This is a genomic window from Enterobacter sp. 237C8 (assembly GCF_034106865.1).
Taxonomy (GTDB): Bacteria; Pseudomonadota; Gammaproteobacteria; order Enterobacterales; family Enterobacteriaceae; genus Enterobacter; species Enterobacter asburiae_B.
The window spans coordinates 80,099-95,394 of the sequence record NZ_JAWNDF010000008.1 but is presented as its reverse complement, the minus strand read 5'-3'; the positions used below and the strand labels follow the sequence as shown (position 1 = coordinate 95,394).

The window sequence follows — 15,296 nt, the reverse complement described above, 5'->3', positions numbered from 1 at the left end:
AGAAACCTGATTATTTTTGATTGTCGACCAGAGCAACATATTGCTGGCAAATGGCATTGATACCGAACGACGCGATGGTTGTATCGCCAACGACCGGCGGGGCGGTATAAATATCCGCCAGCGTTTTTGCCAGTGACTCGTCATTTAACTCTGCCAGCCCGCGCGCTAAAGCGCCGGTGAGGATTTCGGCAGGGCCTCCGGGGCAATTTGTACTGACCGGTGGCGTCTGGCAGATAATGGCTTCGACCAGCACATTACCAAAACCTTCGCAGTCAGAACTTAACACTAAAAGGCGTGCCCCTTTAATCCAGGGATAGGGATTGGACTCGAACGGGCGGAAAACCGTTTTGTTTTCAATACCCAGCTCGGCAGCAAGCTGCTTGAGTTTTTGAATTTGAACGTCAGATCCATTACCCATCATGACCAGCGTGGTGTCAATTTTACTCAGGGCGAACGCACGTAAGAGTCGGTCGTGGCGTTTGTGCTCATGGAAGCGGCCAACATGAATAATGTAATCCTTTCCCTGCATCTCGAAGGGCGCATCCGCCAGACGCTGAATTTCAGGAATATCGAAAGGATTATGGATAACCGCTTTGCGTCGAAGATTGAGCGCCAGCGTTTCGGAAAGATCTGTCAACACGGCGCCTGAGACGGCGACAACGTTGCGGTTTTCGTAGGTATGACGGATTTTAAGATGTTTAAACCAGCGCGAAAGTCCGCTGCGATGGCGAAGATAGGAAAACGAGAACATGCCGTGCACGCAGAACCAGACTTTATCACGTTCCAGCGCGCGGCAGTGCGACACAATGCGGTCGGTTTTGTGCAGGTGAGAGAACACCACATCAAATTTGCCGCTGCGCTCAGCTCGCTCAATCGCCTGATCCAGCAGTTGGGCGCGGCGTGGGATTTCCGTCAGCTTTCGCCACGGTTTTTTACATGTGTCCTGAACAACCCGATAATCGATGCCTTCCGGGATGGCGTAGTCGCACACTTTCCGCAGAGAGAATAGAGAGACCTGATGTCCCATTTCTATTAATCCACGGGAGAGTGTAAGAACCGTTTTTTCAGCTCCTCCACCGGGTAAACCATCAATAATCATTAGGATGCGCATTTTTAATCCAGTAATTTTTGATAAAGCGTAATAAGCTGACTTGATAGTTTTTCGGGAGTGGCGTCTTTTACACGTTCACGTGCCGCTCGTCCCATATTGTTATTTTTTTCCAGTGAAGGAATGGCGGCTACCGCTTCCTTCAATGTACTGATATCAAGTGCGTCACAATAAAATCCGTTCTGGCCTTGTTGAATAAACTCTGCACCACCGCAACTCTCTGAAGTAATGACGGGCAAGCCGCAGGCCATCGCTTCAAGAATGACGTTAGGAAAGGGATCATACAGCGTTGGCAACAGTAAACCATCGGATAGCTGATAAAAAGGCAGAGTTTCTTTTTGCACCCCCAGGAAACGGATTTGCCCCTCGCAGCCTAACGAACGGGCGAGGTCGCGATAACGACGCTCTGCTTTATCTTGCCCAACCACAATCAGCCAGGCTGATGTTCCAGCGATAGCGCGTATGGCGCTGGCTAATCCTTTTCGTTCAAACCCTGAGCCAACAAAACAGAACACAACGGCATCGGCTGGCAAACCAAATTGCTGGCGCAGCATCGCACGCTGTGCCTCCTGGGCCGGAACGAAGCGGCTGGAATCAATAGAATTATAAATCACATGAATTTTATTTGCGTCAATATCAAAGTCTTCAACGATTTCGCGTTTGATCATCTCCGCATTACAGATTACGGCTTTCAACTCAGGCGCCTGATACATTTCCCGTTCCGCACGCATCACGTAGCGGTGATAGCGGTCATACATCAGCATTTGCGCACGCCAGGCAGGTAAAATGCGCGCGCGCTGAAGCAGCCAGCGACGATGCACCCCATCACCCGCGCGATAGATATCACAACCCGGGATGCGCTCATGGCTTTGAACAATATCAAACTGCTGTTGCTGCCACAGCGCGCGCGCGGCCTGTGCAAATCCGCGCTCTCGACTGATGCGGCCCCATTTTGGAGGGTTGCAAATATGGATATGCCAGTCGTCTTGCTTCTCTCCCTGCCACTCACGCGTGATGACGTTGAGCTCAAGGTTCTGATTGCTCAGCGCGGTGAGAGCGCGCGAAACGAAGCGTTCCGCTCCGCCATCAGGGCGATACTTTTGTCGAACAATGGCCAGACGATGGTGTTTCATGACAGATATCTCCTTGCGGCGGAGACGACAGCATCAACGGGAATGGCGTCGAGATAGCGTTCTTTCGTTTTGGTATCAATGGCATCCGGATCGGGTAGAGGGCCGTAATCGCCGGCCCAGATGACTTCACCGTTGACTTGCCATGGAGACCAAAACGTGAGTTTAGAAGGGCCAAATAGCGCCACGCAGGGCGTTTGCAGCGCGGCGGCCATATGCATTGGAACGGAGTCAACGCCGATAAAAAGACGCGCATGATCGATAAGTGAGGCCAGCTGGCGCAACGTTAGCTGGCCCGCCAGCGAGACGACCCCCGTCTTTGGCGAGGCGGCGAGAATGCGATCGATCATCGCCAGCTCTTTTTTATCCGGCCCCGCGGTGAGCACAACCGTATGACCATCCTGCTGCAGTGCAGTAATGGTTTGCGCCATTTTGTCTTCGCTCCAGCATTTAAAGAACCAGCGGGACGTCGGCTGGATCACGATATAGCTGTCACCCACAGCCGTCTGCGTCAGCTTTTGGCGGGCATGATGCCAGTCTTCTGCGGTGTAAGCCATGGTGACAGCAGGCTGCGGCGCGACCTGTAATGGCGCCAGAATGGAAAGATTCTGTTCGACCGTATGCAGGGATTTGTGACCGTCGACAGAGACCAGATCGGTGTGACAAAAACGCCAGAATGCACTGTTGCGTTTGTTAAACGCGAATCCGAGGCGAACGGGTGCACCGATGAAGCGGGTGACGATAGCGCTACGCCATTGATCGGCAAGGTTAATCACCAGATGATAATGCTGATTTCTTAACGCACTCAGCAACTGCCACTCTTTTTGAAGATGCTTGAGCGTGCCAAGCTGTTTCCATTTACGATCGATTCCATAAATTGTACCGATCGCCGGATGCGCGGCGAGCATATCGCGCGTTTCTTCATACAGCAGGACATCAATCTGCGCCTGCGGCCATTTTTGACGTAGCGAATCAATGACGGGAGTGGTCAGCAACATGTCGCCATGATGGCGGAGTTTGATAAGTAAAATGCGCAAATCAGGTGTGTCAGGTAAGTTATTCATCATCATCTTATCGGCGTTGTACTGATGGCAATTCTAATAGACCTGATAGCGACTTGCACTCTTTCTCCATAATCTCAGTAATTTCCCTGGAAGGGTTTACTCATGCTTTGGAGAGTGCGTAACATAGCGCTAACTTTCCTGTCTTGCGGACTCATTATGAACAAACCAGCGTTTATCATCACAATTGATACTGAGGGCGATAATCTCTGGCAAAATCACCGCGTCATTAAAACGGAAAATGCGCGTTATCTGGCGCGTTTCCAGGCGCTTTGTGAGCGTTTCGGCTTTAAGCCCGTGTGGCTGACCAATTACGAGATGGCGATCGAACCCGTTTTCATCGAATTCGCCAGGGACGCAATCGCCCGCGGTCAGGGGGAGGTGGGAATGCACCTTCACGCATGGAATAGCCCGCCGGAGCACGATCTCACGGGCGATGACTGGCGATGGCAGCCTTATCTGGTTGAATTTTCGGATGAGGTGATGCGCGAAAAAGTGCTGTTCATGACCCGCCTGCTGGAAGAGACCTTCCAGACCAAAATGTTAAGCCACCGTGCCGGACGTTGGGCATTTGACAGTCGCTACGCAAAATTGCTCGTTGAACTGGGCTACCAGGTGGATTGCTCCGTGACGCCACGCGTGAACTGGCGCAATGCGAAAGGCGCCCCGCAGGGTAATGGCGGAACGGATTATCAGCATTTCCCCGACCACGCCTATTTCATGGATTTAGACAATATTTCCCGGGCAGGCAATAGCCCATTACTCGAAGTGCCGATGAGCATTCAGTATAAACACCCGGCGTGGTTGAACACGATCAAACAGGGTTACGACAGGCTTCGCGGTAAATACCGCTCACCCTCTGTGAACTGGCTAAGACCGTCCGGTGGGAATGCGGCGCAAATGATTCAGGTCGCACAGCAATGCCTGTCGCAGGGAAGTGAGTACGTGGAGTTTATGCTTCATTCGTCGGAATTTATGCCTGGCGGAAGCCCAACGTTTAAAGATGAGGCGGCGATTGAAGGGTTGTATCAGGATTTAGAAACGCTCTTTAGCTGGTTATCCGATAAGACGGTAGGGATGACGCTGGCGGAGTTTTATCAATACAAGAAAAAATAATGCCCGCCAGGCGGGCATTATCATTAGCGTTGCCTGGTTTGCGAAAAAGGGGTACTCAGCGCAAACACGGTGACAAAGAAGATTAAAGCCTCAGAACTCAACAGTATGACGTCAGTCAGGCCATAGAGTAATAAAAGAAGCATGGTCGTCAGCAGCAGGCCATTTCTGTTTTTAAGGGCGTAAACGATCATCGATATATAGAAAAACACTAATATCGCCAGCCCTGGGATCCCCTGCAGAGAATATTTTTCAATAAACTCATTGTGCAGATGCACCCTGATAAACTCGAGTGCAGCCGCGAGGTGTGGGTGCCCATTTTTCACATATTGCTGTGTCCATATTTCTCGGTCTTCAACTGACTGCCCTAAAGGATGGGCCAGCCCGTTTTGAATGCCAACACTCCACATAGAAAAACGTGCGCCGAGTGAGGTTGCATCATAGCCTTTCTGATAACTTTCAACTTCAGCTTGTGTTTGTTGTATCTTAGGTAAGATTAATGGCTTGTAGCTAACGATAACAATACCCGCCACAATACATAAGAAAATCAGCGTAGATTTAAGGTGGATTCTTCTGAAGTGATAAAGCGTGAGTACAATCGCCAGGAGTAGATATAACCCCATTGCGGCACGGGTGCCCGTTAGAAGAATGACGAAATAAGATATTAAGATGATGAGTCCTGCGGCTACATACAGTTTGATATTTTTCTCTAGATAAAGGCTGTATACAAACGCCAGTGACAATACAGAATAAACATAGGCCGACACGGTCGCACGGTTTATGGCCATCTCGATACGCCCCATACCCTGTGAAGCCTGCCATAAGCCATAGCCAGTGGCGAGTATAAACCCTGCACCAGAGGCGTATAGAAAATATTTCTGGAAGGATGCTTTATCAATATAAGACTTAAACCGGTCAAGATAAAAAATGAGAATACTTGCCAGAATTAATTTTTTACTTGCACCGAGATAATCGCTATAAACGTTCAGACCTTCGCTATGATATTCATACACCAGATACCAGCCAAGATTAAGCAGGCCAATCAATAAAATCGGCAATGCGATAGAAAAAGGACGCACTGTGATTTTTTTATATTCGCACGCCAAGCCGATAATGCTGGCATAAATCGCAATATAGAAAAACTCCCGCTGCTTACCTGAACTCAGCAGCGCCAGCGCAAGCGAAATAAGGCTTAAAATCAGCGTCAGCTGATAAAGCCGCAGTTTTACTTTTTCCATAATGCTTCAATGACCCTTTTTTTGTAGCTGAAACGTACATCTCTGGTAAAGAAGAAAGAGAGAGAATAAAGTGCATTGACCCGCTGTTTAACCAGTTTGAGTTGCAGGTCAGTCAGATACTGCCGGTGGTTTCTGTAGATATCAAACCAGTGACAATTAACAAGATGCTTAAAAGAACGAGGGAATGTTTCTTCCATTTGTAATGTGCAATCAACCAGCGTAGCGATTTTACTGGCGTCGAGACGGCTCGACAAACTGTCGTTACGTTTGATGTAATAATAATGTCCCTGACGCTGATAGACTATTTTACTCGATTGCATCAGCATGCCGGGAAACACGGCAAAATCTTCATAGCAGACCATCGAAGGAATCGGGTTATTCACATACAATTCCCGATGAATGAATTGCCCGATGAGATGTGCCTGAAAATCTTTGTGCTGCAGGAACCGCTTTATTGCCTCATGTTGTGACAAAGCAACAGGAGAGAACCCCTGCCAGTCGGCTGTCATTTTTTTGGTGTCGCGAATTTCCAGCAGGCGCGTCAGGAGCATATCAGGGCGCTCTGATTTGAGAAACGCCACCGCGTCCCTGATGCTGCCCGGTTTCATCCGGTCATCGCTATCCAGCATGGTAATGTATTCACCTGTGGCCAGCGAGAGGGCACTGTTTCGAACATGGCCTACGTTACGGTACTCGACGTATCGGGATTGCGCATTCGGAAGCATTGGCAGCCACGCTTCAATAATATCCTGCGTTGAGTCATTGGAACTGTCGTTAAAGATAATGATCTCTACATCATCCCCCGCACCCTCAATCGCGTTTTGCAGGCTTTCTAGCGTAGTGTGAAGCGTATCTTTGGCGTTATGCGCGGCAATAATGATGCTTAGAAAAGCCATAATAATTAGTTTCCCTGAGCACCAAAGGAGTATGCGTCTGTATTAATTGTGGGTAACTCGCAAATGAAGTGTTTGAGTTCACGTAGCGCTTCGTCTGTTACAGCGAAGAGTTCTTCCCGGCTCTGTGAGAAGTAATATCGTGTTTCAAAAACATATGAGCAAATGTTGACATCATTACCAATCAGCAATACGTTGCCCAGCGGACGCTGTTCATAGTGGCAACAAGGCCCGAACAGTAAGATTACCGGCACGCCGACCGCATCGGCAATGTAGACATTCCCCGAGTCAGACGCGATATAGCAATCCATTTTAGAAATGGCCCACGGCAGCTCTTCAAGCGAGATTTTGCCAATCAGGTTAATAAAGTTGGGCAGTTCACCATAAGCGCGGGTGATATCATCCATCCACGATTGTTCATTCGGGGCGCCAAACACATAAAATTCGCAGGGCAGGTCGGCGAGACGATCGGCAATTTGCTTCCAGATGACCGGCGGAACGGTTTTCGCTTTATTTCCCGCGGCTACGCTGATGCCAATGCGGATCACGCCGGGTTTATCGAGGATTGCCGGATAGGTCGCAGGTTTGAAAAGAGGCTTTGTGGCGTGCTTTGGCGAGTCTTGCCAGGTTAAGGTGCGATCGGCCAGTTTGAGATAGTTCGTGACTGAAAGAGTCTTCTTACCGTGTTCAACAGTACCGTCTGCCGTTGCATAGAAAATACCGTGATACCATCTGCGCGTGTAAGTGCTTAAAAACTGTTTGTTTTTAGCGTTACACACGGAGGCGAAAAAGAGGTTCACGCTATTGGGTTGCAGGAGATAGACATTGTCATAGCGGTTCATGATCCGGCAGGCAAAGACCAGCTTTCGCCACAGGTTACGCTTATGCTGCTCGATAAAAAAAATCTCATCGATCGTCTCATCATGCTTCGCCAGCGCACCCACGCTACGACTGATGAGCACGTCGCTTTTTTGCAGGTATGCCAGAAGGGGCGTTGCATTAACAAAATCGCCGATTTTTGCTGTCTGAATGACCAGGTTTTTACCTGTCTCTTTGCGGAACAGCTTCCGGATAAGCTTCACCGGAAAGAGTAAAATCAGCAGAAATACGTAACTCATGCGTTAGATATCCCTGTTGGAAAGCCAACGGCTGCCCTGTAAAAATGAAAAAATAGCATCTGCGCTGATATCCTTCGTTTGCTGGGTCGGGCTGACCATCTGATGCTGGTTTTTACCGTAACCCCCGATCAATCCGGGATCGGTCGGACCAAAAATCGTAATATTCGGACGATCCAGCGCCGCGGTTAAATGGCTTAAACCTGTATCAACGGAAACAACAGCATTCGCTCCCGCCAGCTGCGCGGCAACCTGCGCCAGCGTGAGTTTCGGTAATACCTCGACGTGTGAAAAACCTGCTGCCAGACGCCCTGCACGCTGCCGCTCATGTTCAGCGCCCCAGGGCAGTTTAATATGGATGCCGGTAGGTTGCATTAGTTCAATCAGGCTTCGCCAGTGCGTTTCCGGCCAGTGTTTATCGTCGCGCGTTGTGGCATGCAGGAAGACAAGATAAGGCTGCGCACAGGGATCTGTATTGCGCAAAAAGTGCTGCGCAATGGCGTAGTCGCCCTGGGTTTCCGGTTTCGCATAGCCCAGGCTTTTTGCAAACAGCTCGCGGGTACGTTCGACGGCATGCTGTTGCTTTGCGATGTGGTGGCGACGGTTATAGAACAGGCTCGCCAGCGGTTCGCGGGCGGTGTGCCAGTCCATGCCGTGCTTTACGCCGTGTGCCAGACGCGTCACCAGCGCGGCGCTTTTCACCAGCCCCTGGGCGTCGATGATGGCGTCGTAATGCTGTGCCCGCACCGCCTCACGGAAGGCTTTGCGTTCGGCTTTAATCGGCGCGGAGAACCACGCTTTGCGCCAGCGGCGGATCGCCACCGGGATCACGCGGTCAACCGCTTCATGCCAGGTGGGGATCTGCGCGAAGCCTTCTTCCACCACCCAGTCAAAACGAATGTCGGGAATGGCCCGCATGGCGTCCGTCAGTGACGGGAGCGTATGCAGAACATCGCCCATCGAAGAAGTTTTAACGATCAGTACCCGCATTCGTTATCCTTCTTCGCTCAACAGCAGTTCGTTAAGCTCTTCGAGAACGCGCTCTGGCGTAATGTCGATCAGGCTCTGATGGTAGCCTTCTGCGGCATCGCCCTTGCGTACTTTGTGATAGCCGGTGATCAGGCGGATGACGCGCGCTTTATGAGAAAGCGGGGGCGTGAAGTCCGGGCTACTTGGGCCATACAGCGCCACCAGCGGGCGGTTTAGCGCGGCGGCGACGTGCATCAGGCCCGAATCGTTGCTGACCACGGCCTCACAGGCGGCAATCAGAATAACAGCCTGTTCAAGCTGCGTTTCTCCCGCCAGGTTGCGGCACCAGGCCTGCTGTTCATTACTGAGCGTCGCGAGAATTTCGTTGCCTGCCTCGTGGTCCTTTGCCGAACCGAACAGAACAATCTGGTAGCCTTCGTCAATCAGCTGTTTCGCCAGCTCCGCATAGTGATAGTGCGGCCAGCGTTTTGCCGGGCCGAACTCGGCGCCGGGGCAGAAGCCAATCATCGGGCGTTCAGACGAAAGGCCAAACGCGCTGCAGGTCTGGGATTTTTCACCGTCGTTAACCTGAAGCTGTGGCCACAGCAGCGGCTGCGGCAGATCTTTCGCACTGCGCATCACGCCTTTGTCGTAGGCCAGCGCCACATAGCGCTCCACCATCAGCGGCCAGGCCTCTTTATCCAGCACCCGCGCATCGTTCAGCAGGCCGTAGCGCATTTCACCGCGCCAGCCGGTGCGATGTGGGATACCTGCAAAGAAAGGCACAAGGGCGGATTTAAAGGAGTTTGGCAGGACATACGCCCGATCGTAGCGCTTATCGCGCAGGCTATGGCCGAGCTTGCGGCGTTCGCCAATTTCCAGCGCCCCGTGGCCAAGCGGCATCGGGATCGCCTCGTTCACTTCCGGCATACGCGACAACAGCGGACGGCACCACGCGGGTGCCATCACGTCGATTATCGCCTGGGGATAACGCGCCTTGAGCGTGCGATAGAGACTTTGCGACATCATCATGTCGCCCACCCATGACGGGCCGATCACCAGAATCTTCATACTTATGCGTCGCGGTTCAGCCAGGCCATATATTCCGTTACGCCTTCGGCAACGGTCTTGAACGGCTTGTCGTAGCCTGCGGCGCGCAGGTTGGTCAGGTCAGCCTGGGTGAACGCCTGATAACGGCCTTTCAGCTTGTCAGGGAACGGAATGTACTCGATGCTGCCTTTTTTGTGATACGCCAGCGTTGCGTCAGCCACCGCCTGGAAGGACTCCGCGCGGCCGGTACCCAGGTTGAAGATGCCGGATACGCCGTTTTCCCAGAACCACAGGTTCACTGCGGCAACGTCGCCCACGTAAACGAAGTCGCGCTTAAAGCCGTCGCTGCCTTCGAACAGTTTCGGGCTTTCGCCGTTATTCAGCTGGGTGTTCAGGTGGAACGCCACGCTCGCCATGCTGCCTTTGTGGCCTTCGCGCGGTCCGTACACGTTGAAGTAACGGAAGCCGACGATCTGCGAGTTCGCTTCAGGCAGCACCTGACGCACGTACTCGTCGAACAGGAATTTGGAGTAACCGTAGACGTTCAGCGGCTGTTCATACTCGCGGGATTCGATAAAGTCCGAGGTGCGGCCGCCGTAGGTTGCCGCGGAGGAGGCATACAGGAACGGAATTTCACGCTCCAGGCAGTAGTGCAGGAGCTCTTTGGAGTACTGATAGTTATTGTCCATCATGTACTTGCCGTCCCACTCGGTGGTGGAAGAACACGCACCTTCGTGGAAGATGGCTTCGATCTCGCCGAACTCTTCGCCTGCCATAATCTGGATAAGGAAGTCTTCTTTATCCATGTAGTCAGCGATGTTCAGATCCACCAGGTTGACGAACTTGGTGCCGTCTTTCAGGTTGTCAACCACCAGGATGTCGGTGATGCCTTTGTCATTGAGAGCCTTAACAATATTGCTGCCGATAAAGCCCGCGCCGCCGGTAACGATGATCATAACTGTAACCTTTGAAGTGTGGAGCCCGGGGACAATCCCGGACGCTAATGTCTCTATCATATCATTAGTATGGCTGCCCTTCAGCCATTCACCTTCACAGCGCAGGGGTACGCGTGATTTATGCTGCAAAAACGACAAGAGATGACGTGTCATCTCGTCATGAACTATAGGTTTGGGTAATATGTCCCGAAATTTGCCGAGTCTGGAGAATTGCAATGCGTGGTGATTTTTACAAACAGTTAAACAGCGACCTCGACACCGCACGTGCGGAAGGGTTGTTCAAGGAAGAGCGTATTATCACGTCTGCCCAGCAGGCGGACATCACCGTTGCCGACGGCAGCCATGTGATCAACTTTTGTGCGAACAACTACTTAGGTCTTGCGAATCACCCTGAGCTGATTGCCGCTGCAAAAAACGGCATGGACACCCACGGTTTCGGCATGGCCTCCGTACGCTTTATCTGCGGTACGCAGGACAGCCACAAGCAGCTTGAGCAAAAGCTGGCGAGCTTCCTCGGAATGGAAGACGCGATTCTGTACTCCTCCTGCTTCGACGCTAACGGCGGTCTGTTTGAGACCCTGCTTGGCGCAGAAGATGCGATTATCTCCGACGCCCTGAACCACGCCTCCATCATAGACGGCGTACGCCTGTGTAAAGCGAAGCGTTTCCGCTACGCCAACAACGACATGGTCGAGCTGGAAGCGCGCCTGAAAGAGGCCCGTGAAGCGGGTGCTCGCCACGTGCTGATCGCCACCGACGGCGTATTCTCCATGGACGGCGTGATCGCCAACCTGAAGGGCGTGTGCGACCTGGCGGATAAATACGACGCGCTGGTGATGGTCGATGACTCACACGCGGTCGGCTTTGTCGGCGAAAACGGCCGCGGTTCCCACGAATACTGTGACGTGATGGGCCGCGTGGATATCATCACCGGTACGCTGGGCAAAGCGCTCGGCGGCGCGTCCGGCGGCTATACCGCCGCGCGTAAAGAGGTGGTCGAGTGGCTGCGCCAGCGCTCCCGCCCGTATCTGTTCTCCAACTCCCTGGCGCCGGCCATTGTTGCCGCCTCCATCAAGGTACTGGAGATGGTGGAGTCCGGCGCTGAGCTGCGCGACCGCCTGTGGTCCAACGCCCGTCTGTTCCGTGAAAAAATGAGCGCCGCAGGGTTTACCCTGGCCGGTGCTGACCACGCGATCATTCCGGTGATGCTGGGCGATGCGGTCGTCGCGCAGCAATTTGCCCGCGAACTGCAGAAAGAAGGGATTTACGTCACCGGGTTCTTCTTCCCGGTGGTGCCAAAAGGTCAGGCGCGTATCCGCACCCAGATGTCTGCGGCGCATACACCTAAACAAATTGAACGTGCGGTGGAAGCCTTTACCCGCATCGGCAAACAGCTGGGCGTAATTGCCTGAGGACGTGTGATGAAAGCGTTATCCAAACTGAAAGCGGAAGAAGGGATTTGGATGACCGACGTGCCGGAGCCGGAAGTCGGTCATAACGATCTGCTGATCAAAATTCGTAAAACCGCCATCTGCGGTACTGACGTTCACATCTACAACTGGGATCAGTGGTCGCAGAAAACCATTCCGGTACCGATGGTTGTCGGTCACGAATATGTCGGTGAAGTGGTGGGTATCGGCCAGGAAGTGAAAGGCTTCCAAATTGGCGATCGCGTCTCCGGTGAAGGCCATATTACCTGCGGCCACTGCCGTAACTGCCGCGGCGGACGTACGCACCTGTGCCGTAATACCATTGGCGTGGGCGTAAACCGCCCGGGCTGCTTCGCGGAATACCTGGTGATCCCGGCGTTTAACGCGTTCAAAATCCCGGACAATATCTCTGACGACCTGGCCTCCATCTTCGACCCGTTCGGCAACGCGGTGCACACGGCGCTCTCCTTCGACCTGGTCGGTGAAGATGTGCTGGTCTCCGGCGCGGGCCCAATCGGCATTATGGCCGCTGCGGTGGCGAAGCACGTGGGCGCGCGCAACGTTGTGATCACCGACGTGAACGAATACCGTCTGTCGCTGGCCCGCAAAATGGGCGTCACCCGTGCGGTAGATGTCTCGAAAGAGAGCCTGACCGACGTGATGGAAGAGCTGGGCATGACCGAAGGCTTTGACGTGGGTCTGGAGATGTCCGGTGCGCCACCGGCGTTCCGCACCATGCTCGATACCATGAACCACGGTGGCCGTATCGCGATGCTGGGTATTCCGCCGTCAGACATGTCTATCGACTGGAACAAAGTCATCTTCAAGGGGCTGTTCATCAAGGGCATCTATGGCCGCGAGATGTTCGAGACCTGGTACAAGATGGCGGCGCTGATCCAGTCCGGTCTGGATCTGTCCCCGATTATTACTCACCGTTTCTCCATCGATGAGTTCCAGCAGGGCTTCGACGCGATGCGTTCCGGCCAGTCAGGAAAAGTGATCCTGAGCTGGGATAAGTAATCAAAAAGGGGCCTCAGGCCCCTTATTTTATTGCTTCTTTTTCTCTTCGTCCGTCAGGTAACGCACCTTGCGGGTGTAGTCCTGACCTTTGAACAGCAGTTTGTTATCCGGCGATTCAAGATACTTCTGCCATTCAGAGAGAGGGAAGCCGCCGTGCGCGCCAATCACCTCTTTCGGTACAACGGCTTCCTGACCGCCGATTTTTTTCGAGACCGGCCAGTTCATCCAGTCCCCCAGGTTAACCGTTTTTAAATCCAGCATGTCCAGCAGCGCGGCGAGCGGCAGCTGATCGGTCGGCGGCTGCGTGTCGTCCATCAGCTCCCAGGTATCCTGGAACAGCGTCAGCCACAGCGGGCAGATACGGCGCCAGGTTTTTTTGGTTGCCGCAAGAAACGCGCCGTTAACGTGATCGACCAGATACGGGCGCACCGTCTCTTTGTAATACGCCGGCACTTTCTCCGCTGGCGCACCGTCCAGCTTGGCAATCATTTTGCCCTGACGGAAGCTGGAGTAAATGTGCATGTCGGCCATGTTGATCTCGGGCATCTTGAGCAGGTTGAGATCGGAATCGATCATCAATACCCCTTCACCGCGAGCCTGCAGCGGGGCGTTAAGCTTCACCAGACGGCTGAGGTAGATCTGCTTATAGCGGTAACTTTCCTCACGTACGGGAAGGTTAAGCGTCACGACGCGGGTTTTAGGCGGCAGTACCCCAAAGGCGGATTCAGGCTGATCGCTGACGATGACGATTTCGCTTACCCCGGTGGCATAACGTTCCGCGAAGGTGGCAGAGAGTAATGCTTCTTCGACGAAATCTGCGCCGGTACACGGAATCACAATAGAATCCACCGCAGCAAGCGCGCCCGTCACGGGCAGAGAGCTGTAAGGAATGTTGTGTCGCCCGGTGATATGACGATAGCGAGCATTAAGAAATTTAAACATAGTTATCTCGTTTGGTTAGTGCGCGCCAAGCACGGCTTCGACACCGCTGACATAGTTTTCGATGGCATAGGTATGACAGACGTTCTGGTATGCAGCTGCCGCCAGTCGAGCCCGCAGATCCGCGTCTGCCCAGATATTGTCCAGATGCTGTGCAAGCTGTGAAACATCGCTCCAGGGGAAGAGCAGCCCTGTCGAATCATGGTCAATCAATTCCGCCGTGCCGGTCACCTGAGAGCCAATCACGGGGATATTGAGAAGCATCGCTTCCAGCACCACGCGCGGCAGCCCTTCGCTTTTTGAGGCCAGAATAAAGGCGTCAAACGTAGCGAGGTAATCAAATGGGGTATTCTGAAAACCGGTGAAGATGACGTGGTTTTCAATTCCCAGCGCTCGGGCCTGTTCCGCTAAAGCGCGGCGTTCGGCACCTTCACCGACCAGCACCATTTTCCATTTCGCCTCGGGATGCTTCTGGCTGAACTGTGCCAGCGCCTCCAGCGTGTGGTGGTTGGCTTTGCGAGGGATTAACGACCCGATACTGCCGAACACAAACGTGTCGTCATCAATGTTCAGGCGCTGGCGCATCGCGCGTCGGTCAGGTAAAGGCTGGTGGATGTCGATGGCATTATTGACTGTCGTACACAGTTCGGGCCGGACGCCATGCTGAAGCAACACGCGTTCAACGCCGTGCGAGACGGCGATGATTTTTGTGGCATGGGCATTAACCAGCTTTACCAGCGGCGGGGTCAAAACGGGCTCAATGCGGCAGTGCTGGATCAACCGCGCCTGCAGGTTCGCCGCCGCCAGATAGCCTTCCTCGTTTGAGCCCGGCTGGTTATTCATATAGAGCGTATCGAAACCGCCCTGCGTGAAAAGGGTCTCGATTTTGCTGACGTTAGGCCTGATGCGCCACATGATATCCACGTGACGCGTCAATGCCTTGCGGGCGCTGCGTGAGAAAAACAGCAGGCTACGTCCCGCTTCCTTCAACAATTTGGCCCAGACCGGCTGCGGACGTTGAGGGATCACGATGAGCGGGATGCCGATGCCGTTGAGCACCTGGCCAATCGTCTCACCTTCAGCACGACTATAATCACTGTAAAAACAACAGGTAATATCGAATTTATCGCGATTGATTCGCTTCAGGAGCTCAAGCATACTGTTGGTGCCTCCCCCCCATTCTTTACCCGTATCCAGGAGGAGAATTTTACTTTTGTGCGGCATGTCTGAATCCGTGTGCTACCCTTCATCTGACTGCATTATAAAGAATCTGT

Annotated in this window: 14 protein-coding genes; 3 read left to right on the top strand and 11 right to left on the bottom strand. The window is 53.1% G+C overall.

Going from position 1 to position 15,296, the window contains the following annotated elements; translation table 11 throughout:
* Positions 1–10: 10 nt before the first annotated feature.
* Genes USF70_RS18085 through rfaQ form a run of 3 tightly spaced genes read right to left on the bottom strand, consistent with a single transcriptional unit; the run spans position 11 to position 3,308 of the window.
* Positions 11–1,111 (bottom strand): glycosyltransferase, encoded by a 1,101-nt coding sequence (locus tag USF70_RS18085; protein WP_033147041.1) that lies wholly within the window; start codon positions 1,109–1,111, stop codon positions 11–13.
* Between the two features lie 2 nt (positions 1,112–1,113).
* Positions 1,114–2,241 carry a glycosyltransferase family 4 protein gene (locus tag USF70_RS18080; protein WP_320735884.1) on the bottom strand — a complete coding sequence of 376 codons (1,128 nt, stop codon included), beginning with the start codon at positions 2,239–2,241 and terminating at the stop codon, positions 1,114–1,116.
* A complete protein-coding gene (gene rfaQ, locus USF70_RS18075) occupies positions 2,238–3,308 on the bottom strand; it encodes a putative lipopolysaccharide heptosyltransferase III (RefSeq protein ID WP_320735883.1) in 1,071 nt (356 codons plus the stop codon). The genes USF70_RS18080 and rfaQ overlap by 4 nt, the downstream gene beginning before the upstream one ends.
* Positions 3,309–3,458: 150 nt before the next feature.
* On the opposite strand from rfaQ, the gene USF70_RS18070 reads away from it, so the two are divergent.
* Positions 3,459–4,415, top strand: coding sequence for a polysaccharide deacetylase family protein (locus USF70_RS18070; protein WP_087823693.1), 957 nt, complete (start codon positions 3,459–3,461; stop codon positions 4,413–4,415).
* Positions 4,416–4,438: 23 nt separating this feature from the next.
* On the opposite strand, the gene USF70_RS18065 is transcribed toward USF70_RS18070, so the two are convergent.
* From USF70_RS18065 to rfaD, 6 genes are read right to left on the bottom strand one after another with little or no spacing between them, the layout of a single operon-like run.
* Positions 4,439–5,650: an O-antigen ligase family protein gene (locus USF70_RS18065; RefSeq protein WP_219940381.1), complete on the bottom strand. Its 1,212-nt coding sequence runs from the start codon at positions 5,648–5,650 to the stop codon at positions 4,439–4,441.
* On the bottom strand, positions 5,638–6,546 hold the full coding sequence (locus USF70_RS18060) for a glycosyltransferase family 2 protein (RefSeq protein ID WP_320735882.1): 909 nt from the start codon (positions 6,544–6,546) through the stop codon (positions 5,638–5,640). Before USF70_RS18060 ends, USF70_RS18065 begins: the two co-directional genes overlap by 13 nt.
* Positions 6,547–6,551: 5 nt before the next feature.
* Positions 6,552–7,661 carry a glycosyltransferase family 9 protein gene (locus USF70_RS18055; RefSeq protein WP_320735881.1) on the bottom strand — a complete coding sequence of 370 codons (1,110 nt, stop codon included), beginning with the start codon at positions 7,659–7,661 and terminating at the stop codon, positions 6,552–6,554.
* Positions 7,662–7,664: 3 nt separating this feature from the next.
* Positions 7,665–8,648: a lipopolysaccharide heptosyltransferase RfaC gene (gene rfaC, locus USF70_RS18050; protein ID WP_320735880.1), complete on the bottom strand. Its 984-nt coding sequence runs from the start codon at positions 8,646–8,648 to the stop codon at positions 7,665–7,667.
* Between the two features lie 3 nt (positions 8,649–8,651).
* A complete protein-coding gene (gene rfaF / locus USF70_RS18045; protein ID WP_033147034.1) occupies positions 8,652–9,698 on the bottom strand; it encodes an ADP-heptose--LPS heptosyltransferase RfaF in 1,047 nt (348 codons plus the stop codon).
* A gap of 2 nt (positions 9,699–9,700) precedes the next feature.
* The gene (rfaD, locus tag USF70_RS18040) at positions 9,701–10,633 is read right to left on the bottom strand and encodes an ADP-glyceromanno-heptose 6-epimerase (protein ID WP_013094908.1); all 933 of its coding nucleotides are present in this window, start codon (positions 10,631–10,633) and stop codon (positions 9,701–9,703) included.
* 215 nt (positions 10,634–10,848) lie between these two features.
* On the opposite strand from rfaD, the gene kbl reads away from it, so the two are divergent.
* Both kbl and tdh read left to right on the top strand, forming a co-directional pair.
* Positions 10,849–12,045 carry a glycine C-acetyltransferase gene (gene kbl, locus USF70_RS18035; RefSeq protein ID WP_320735879.1) on the top strand — a complete coding sequence of 399 codons (1,197 nt, stop codon included), beginning with the start codon at positions 10,849–10,851 and terminating at the stop codon, positions 12,043–12,045.
* Between the two features lie 9 nt (positions 12,046–12,054).
* Positions 12,055–13,083: an L-threonine 3-dehydrogenase gene (gene tdh, locus USF70_RS18030; protein WP_023309906.1), complete on the top strand. Its 1,029-nt coding sequence runs from the start codon at positions 12,055–12,057 to the stop codon at positions 13,081–13,083.
* Between the two features lie 27 nt (positions 13,084–13,110).
* Here the strand turns inward: tdh and USF70_RS18025 are convergent, their stop codons facing one another.
* Positions 13,111–14,025, bottom strand: a complete 915-nt coding sequence (locus USF70_RS18025) for a hypothetical protein (RefSeq protein ID WP_217072009.1) — start codon at positions 14,023–14,025, stop codon at positions 13,111–13,113.
* A gap of 15 nt (positions 14,026–14,040) precedes the next feature.
* The gene (locus USF70_RS18020) at positions 14,041–15,246 is read right to left on the bottom strand and encodes a glycosyltransferase (protein WP_064673805.1); all 1,206 of its coding nucleotides are present in this window, start codon (positions 15,244–15,246) and stop codon (positions 14,041–14,043) included.
* Positions 15,247–15,296: the final 50 nt, after the last annotated feature.

What these genes read in the sequence shown, in the direction of transcription:
- USF70_RS18085 (WP_033147041.1), bottom strand. Translation starts at nt 1,111, where the DNA reads ATGCGCATCCTAATGATTATTGATGGTTTACCCGGTGGAGGAGCTGAA.
- USF70_RS18080 (WP_320735884.1), bottom strand. Translation starts at nt 2,241, where the DNA reads ATGAAACACCATCGTCTGGCCATTGTTCGACAAAAGTATCGCCCTGAT.
- rfaQ (WP_320735883.1), bottom strand. Translation starts at nt 3,308, where the DNA reads ATGATGATGAATAACTTACCTGACACACCTGATTTGCGCATTTTACTT.
- USF70_RS18070 (WP_087823693.1), top strand. Translation starts at nt 3,459, where the DNA reads ATGAACAAACCAGCGTTTATCATCACAATTGATACTGAGGGCGATAAT.
- USF70_RS18065 (WP_219940381.1), bottom strand. Translation starts at nt 5,650, where the DNA reads ATGGAAAAAGTAAAACTGCGGCTTTATCAGCTGACGCTGATTTTAAGC.
- USF70_RS18060 (WP_320735882.1), bottom strand. Translation starts at nt 6,546, where the DNA reads ATGGCTTTTCTAAGCATCATTATTGCCGCGCATAACGCCAAAGATACG.
- USF70_RS18055 (WP_320735881.1), bottom strand. Translation starts at nt 7,661, where the DNA reads ATGAGTTACGTATTTCTGCTGATTTTACTCTTTCCGGTGAAGCTTATC.
- rfaC (WP_320735880.1), bottom strand. Translation starts at nt 8,648, where the DNA reads ATGCGGGTACTGATCGTTAAAACTTCTTCGATGGGCGATGTTCTGCAT.
- rfaF (WP_033147034.1), bottom strand. Translation starts at nt 9,698, where the DNA reads ATGAAGATTCTGGTGATCGGCCCGTCATGGGTGGGCGACATGATGATG.
- rfaD (WP_013094908.1), bottom strand. Translation starts at nt 10,633, where the DNA reads ATGATCATCGTTACCGGCGGCGCGGGCTTTATCGGCAGCAATATTGTT.
- kbl (WP_320735879.1), top strand. Translation starts at nt 10,849, where the DNA reads ATGCGTGGTGATTTTTACAAACAGTTAAACAGCGACCTCGACACCGCA.
- tdh (WP_023309906.1), top strand. Translation starts at nt 12,055, where the DNA reads ATGAAAGCGTTATCCAAACTGAAAGCGGAAGAAGGGATTTGGATGACC.
- USF70_RS18025 (WP_217072009.1), bottom strand. Translation starts at nt 14,025, where the DNA reads ATGTTTAAATTTCTTAATGCTCGCTATCGTCATATCACCGGGCGACAC.
- USF70_RS18020 (WP_064673805.1), bottom strand. Translation starts at nt 15,246, where the DNA reads ATGCCGCACAAAAGTAAAATTCTCCTCCTGGATACGGGTAAAGAATGG.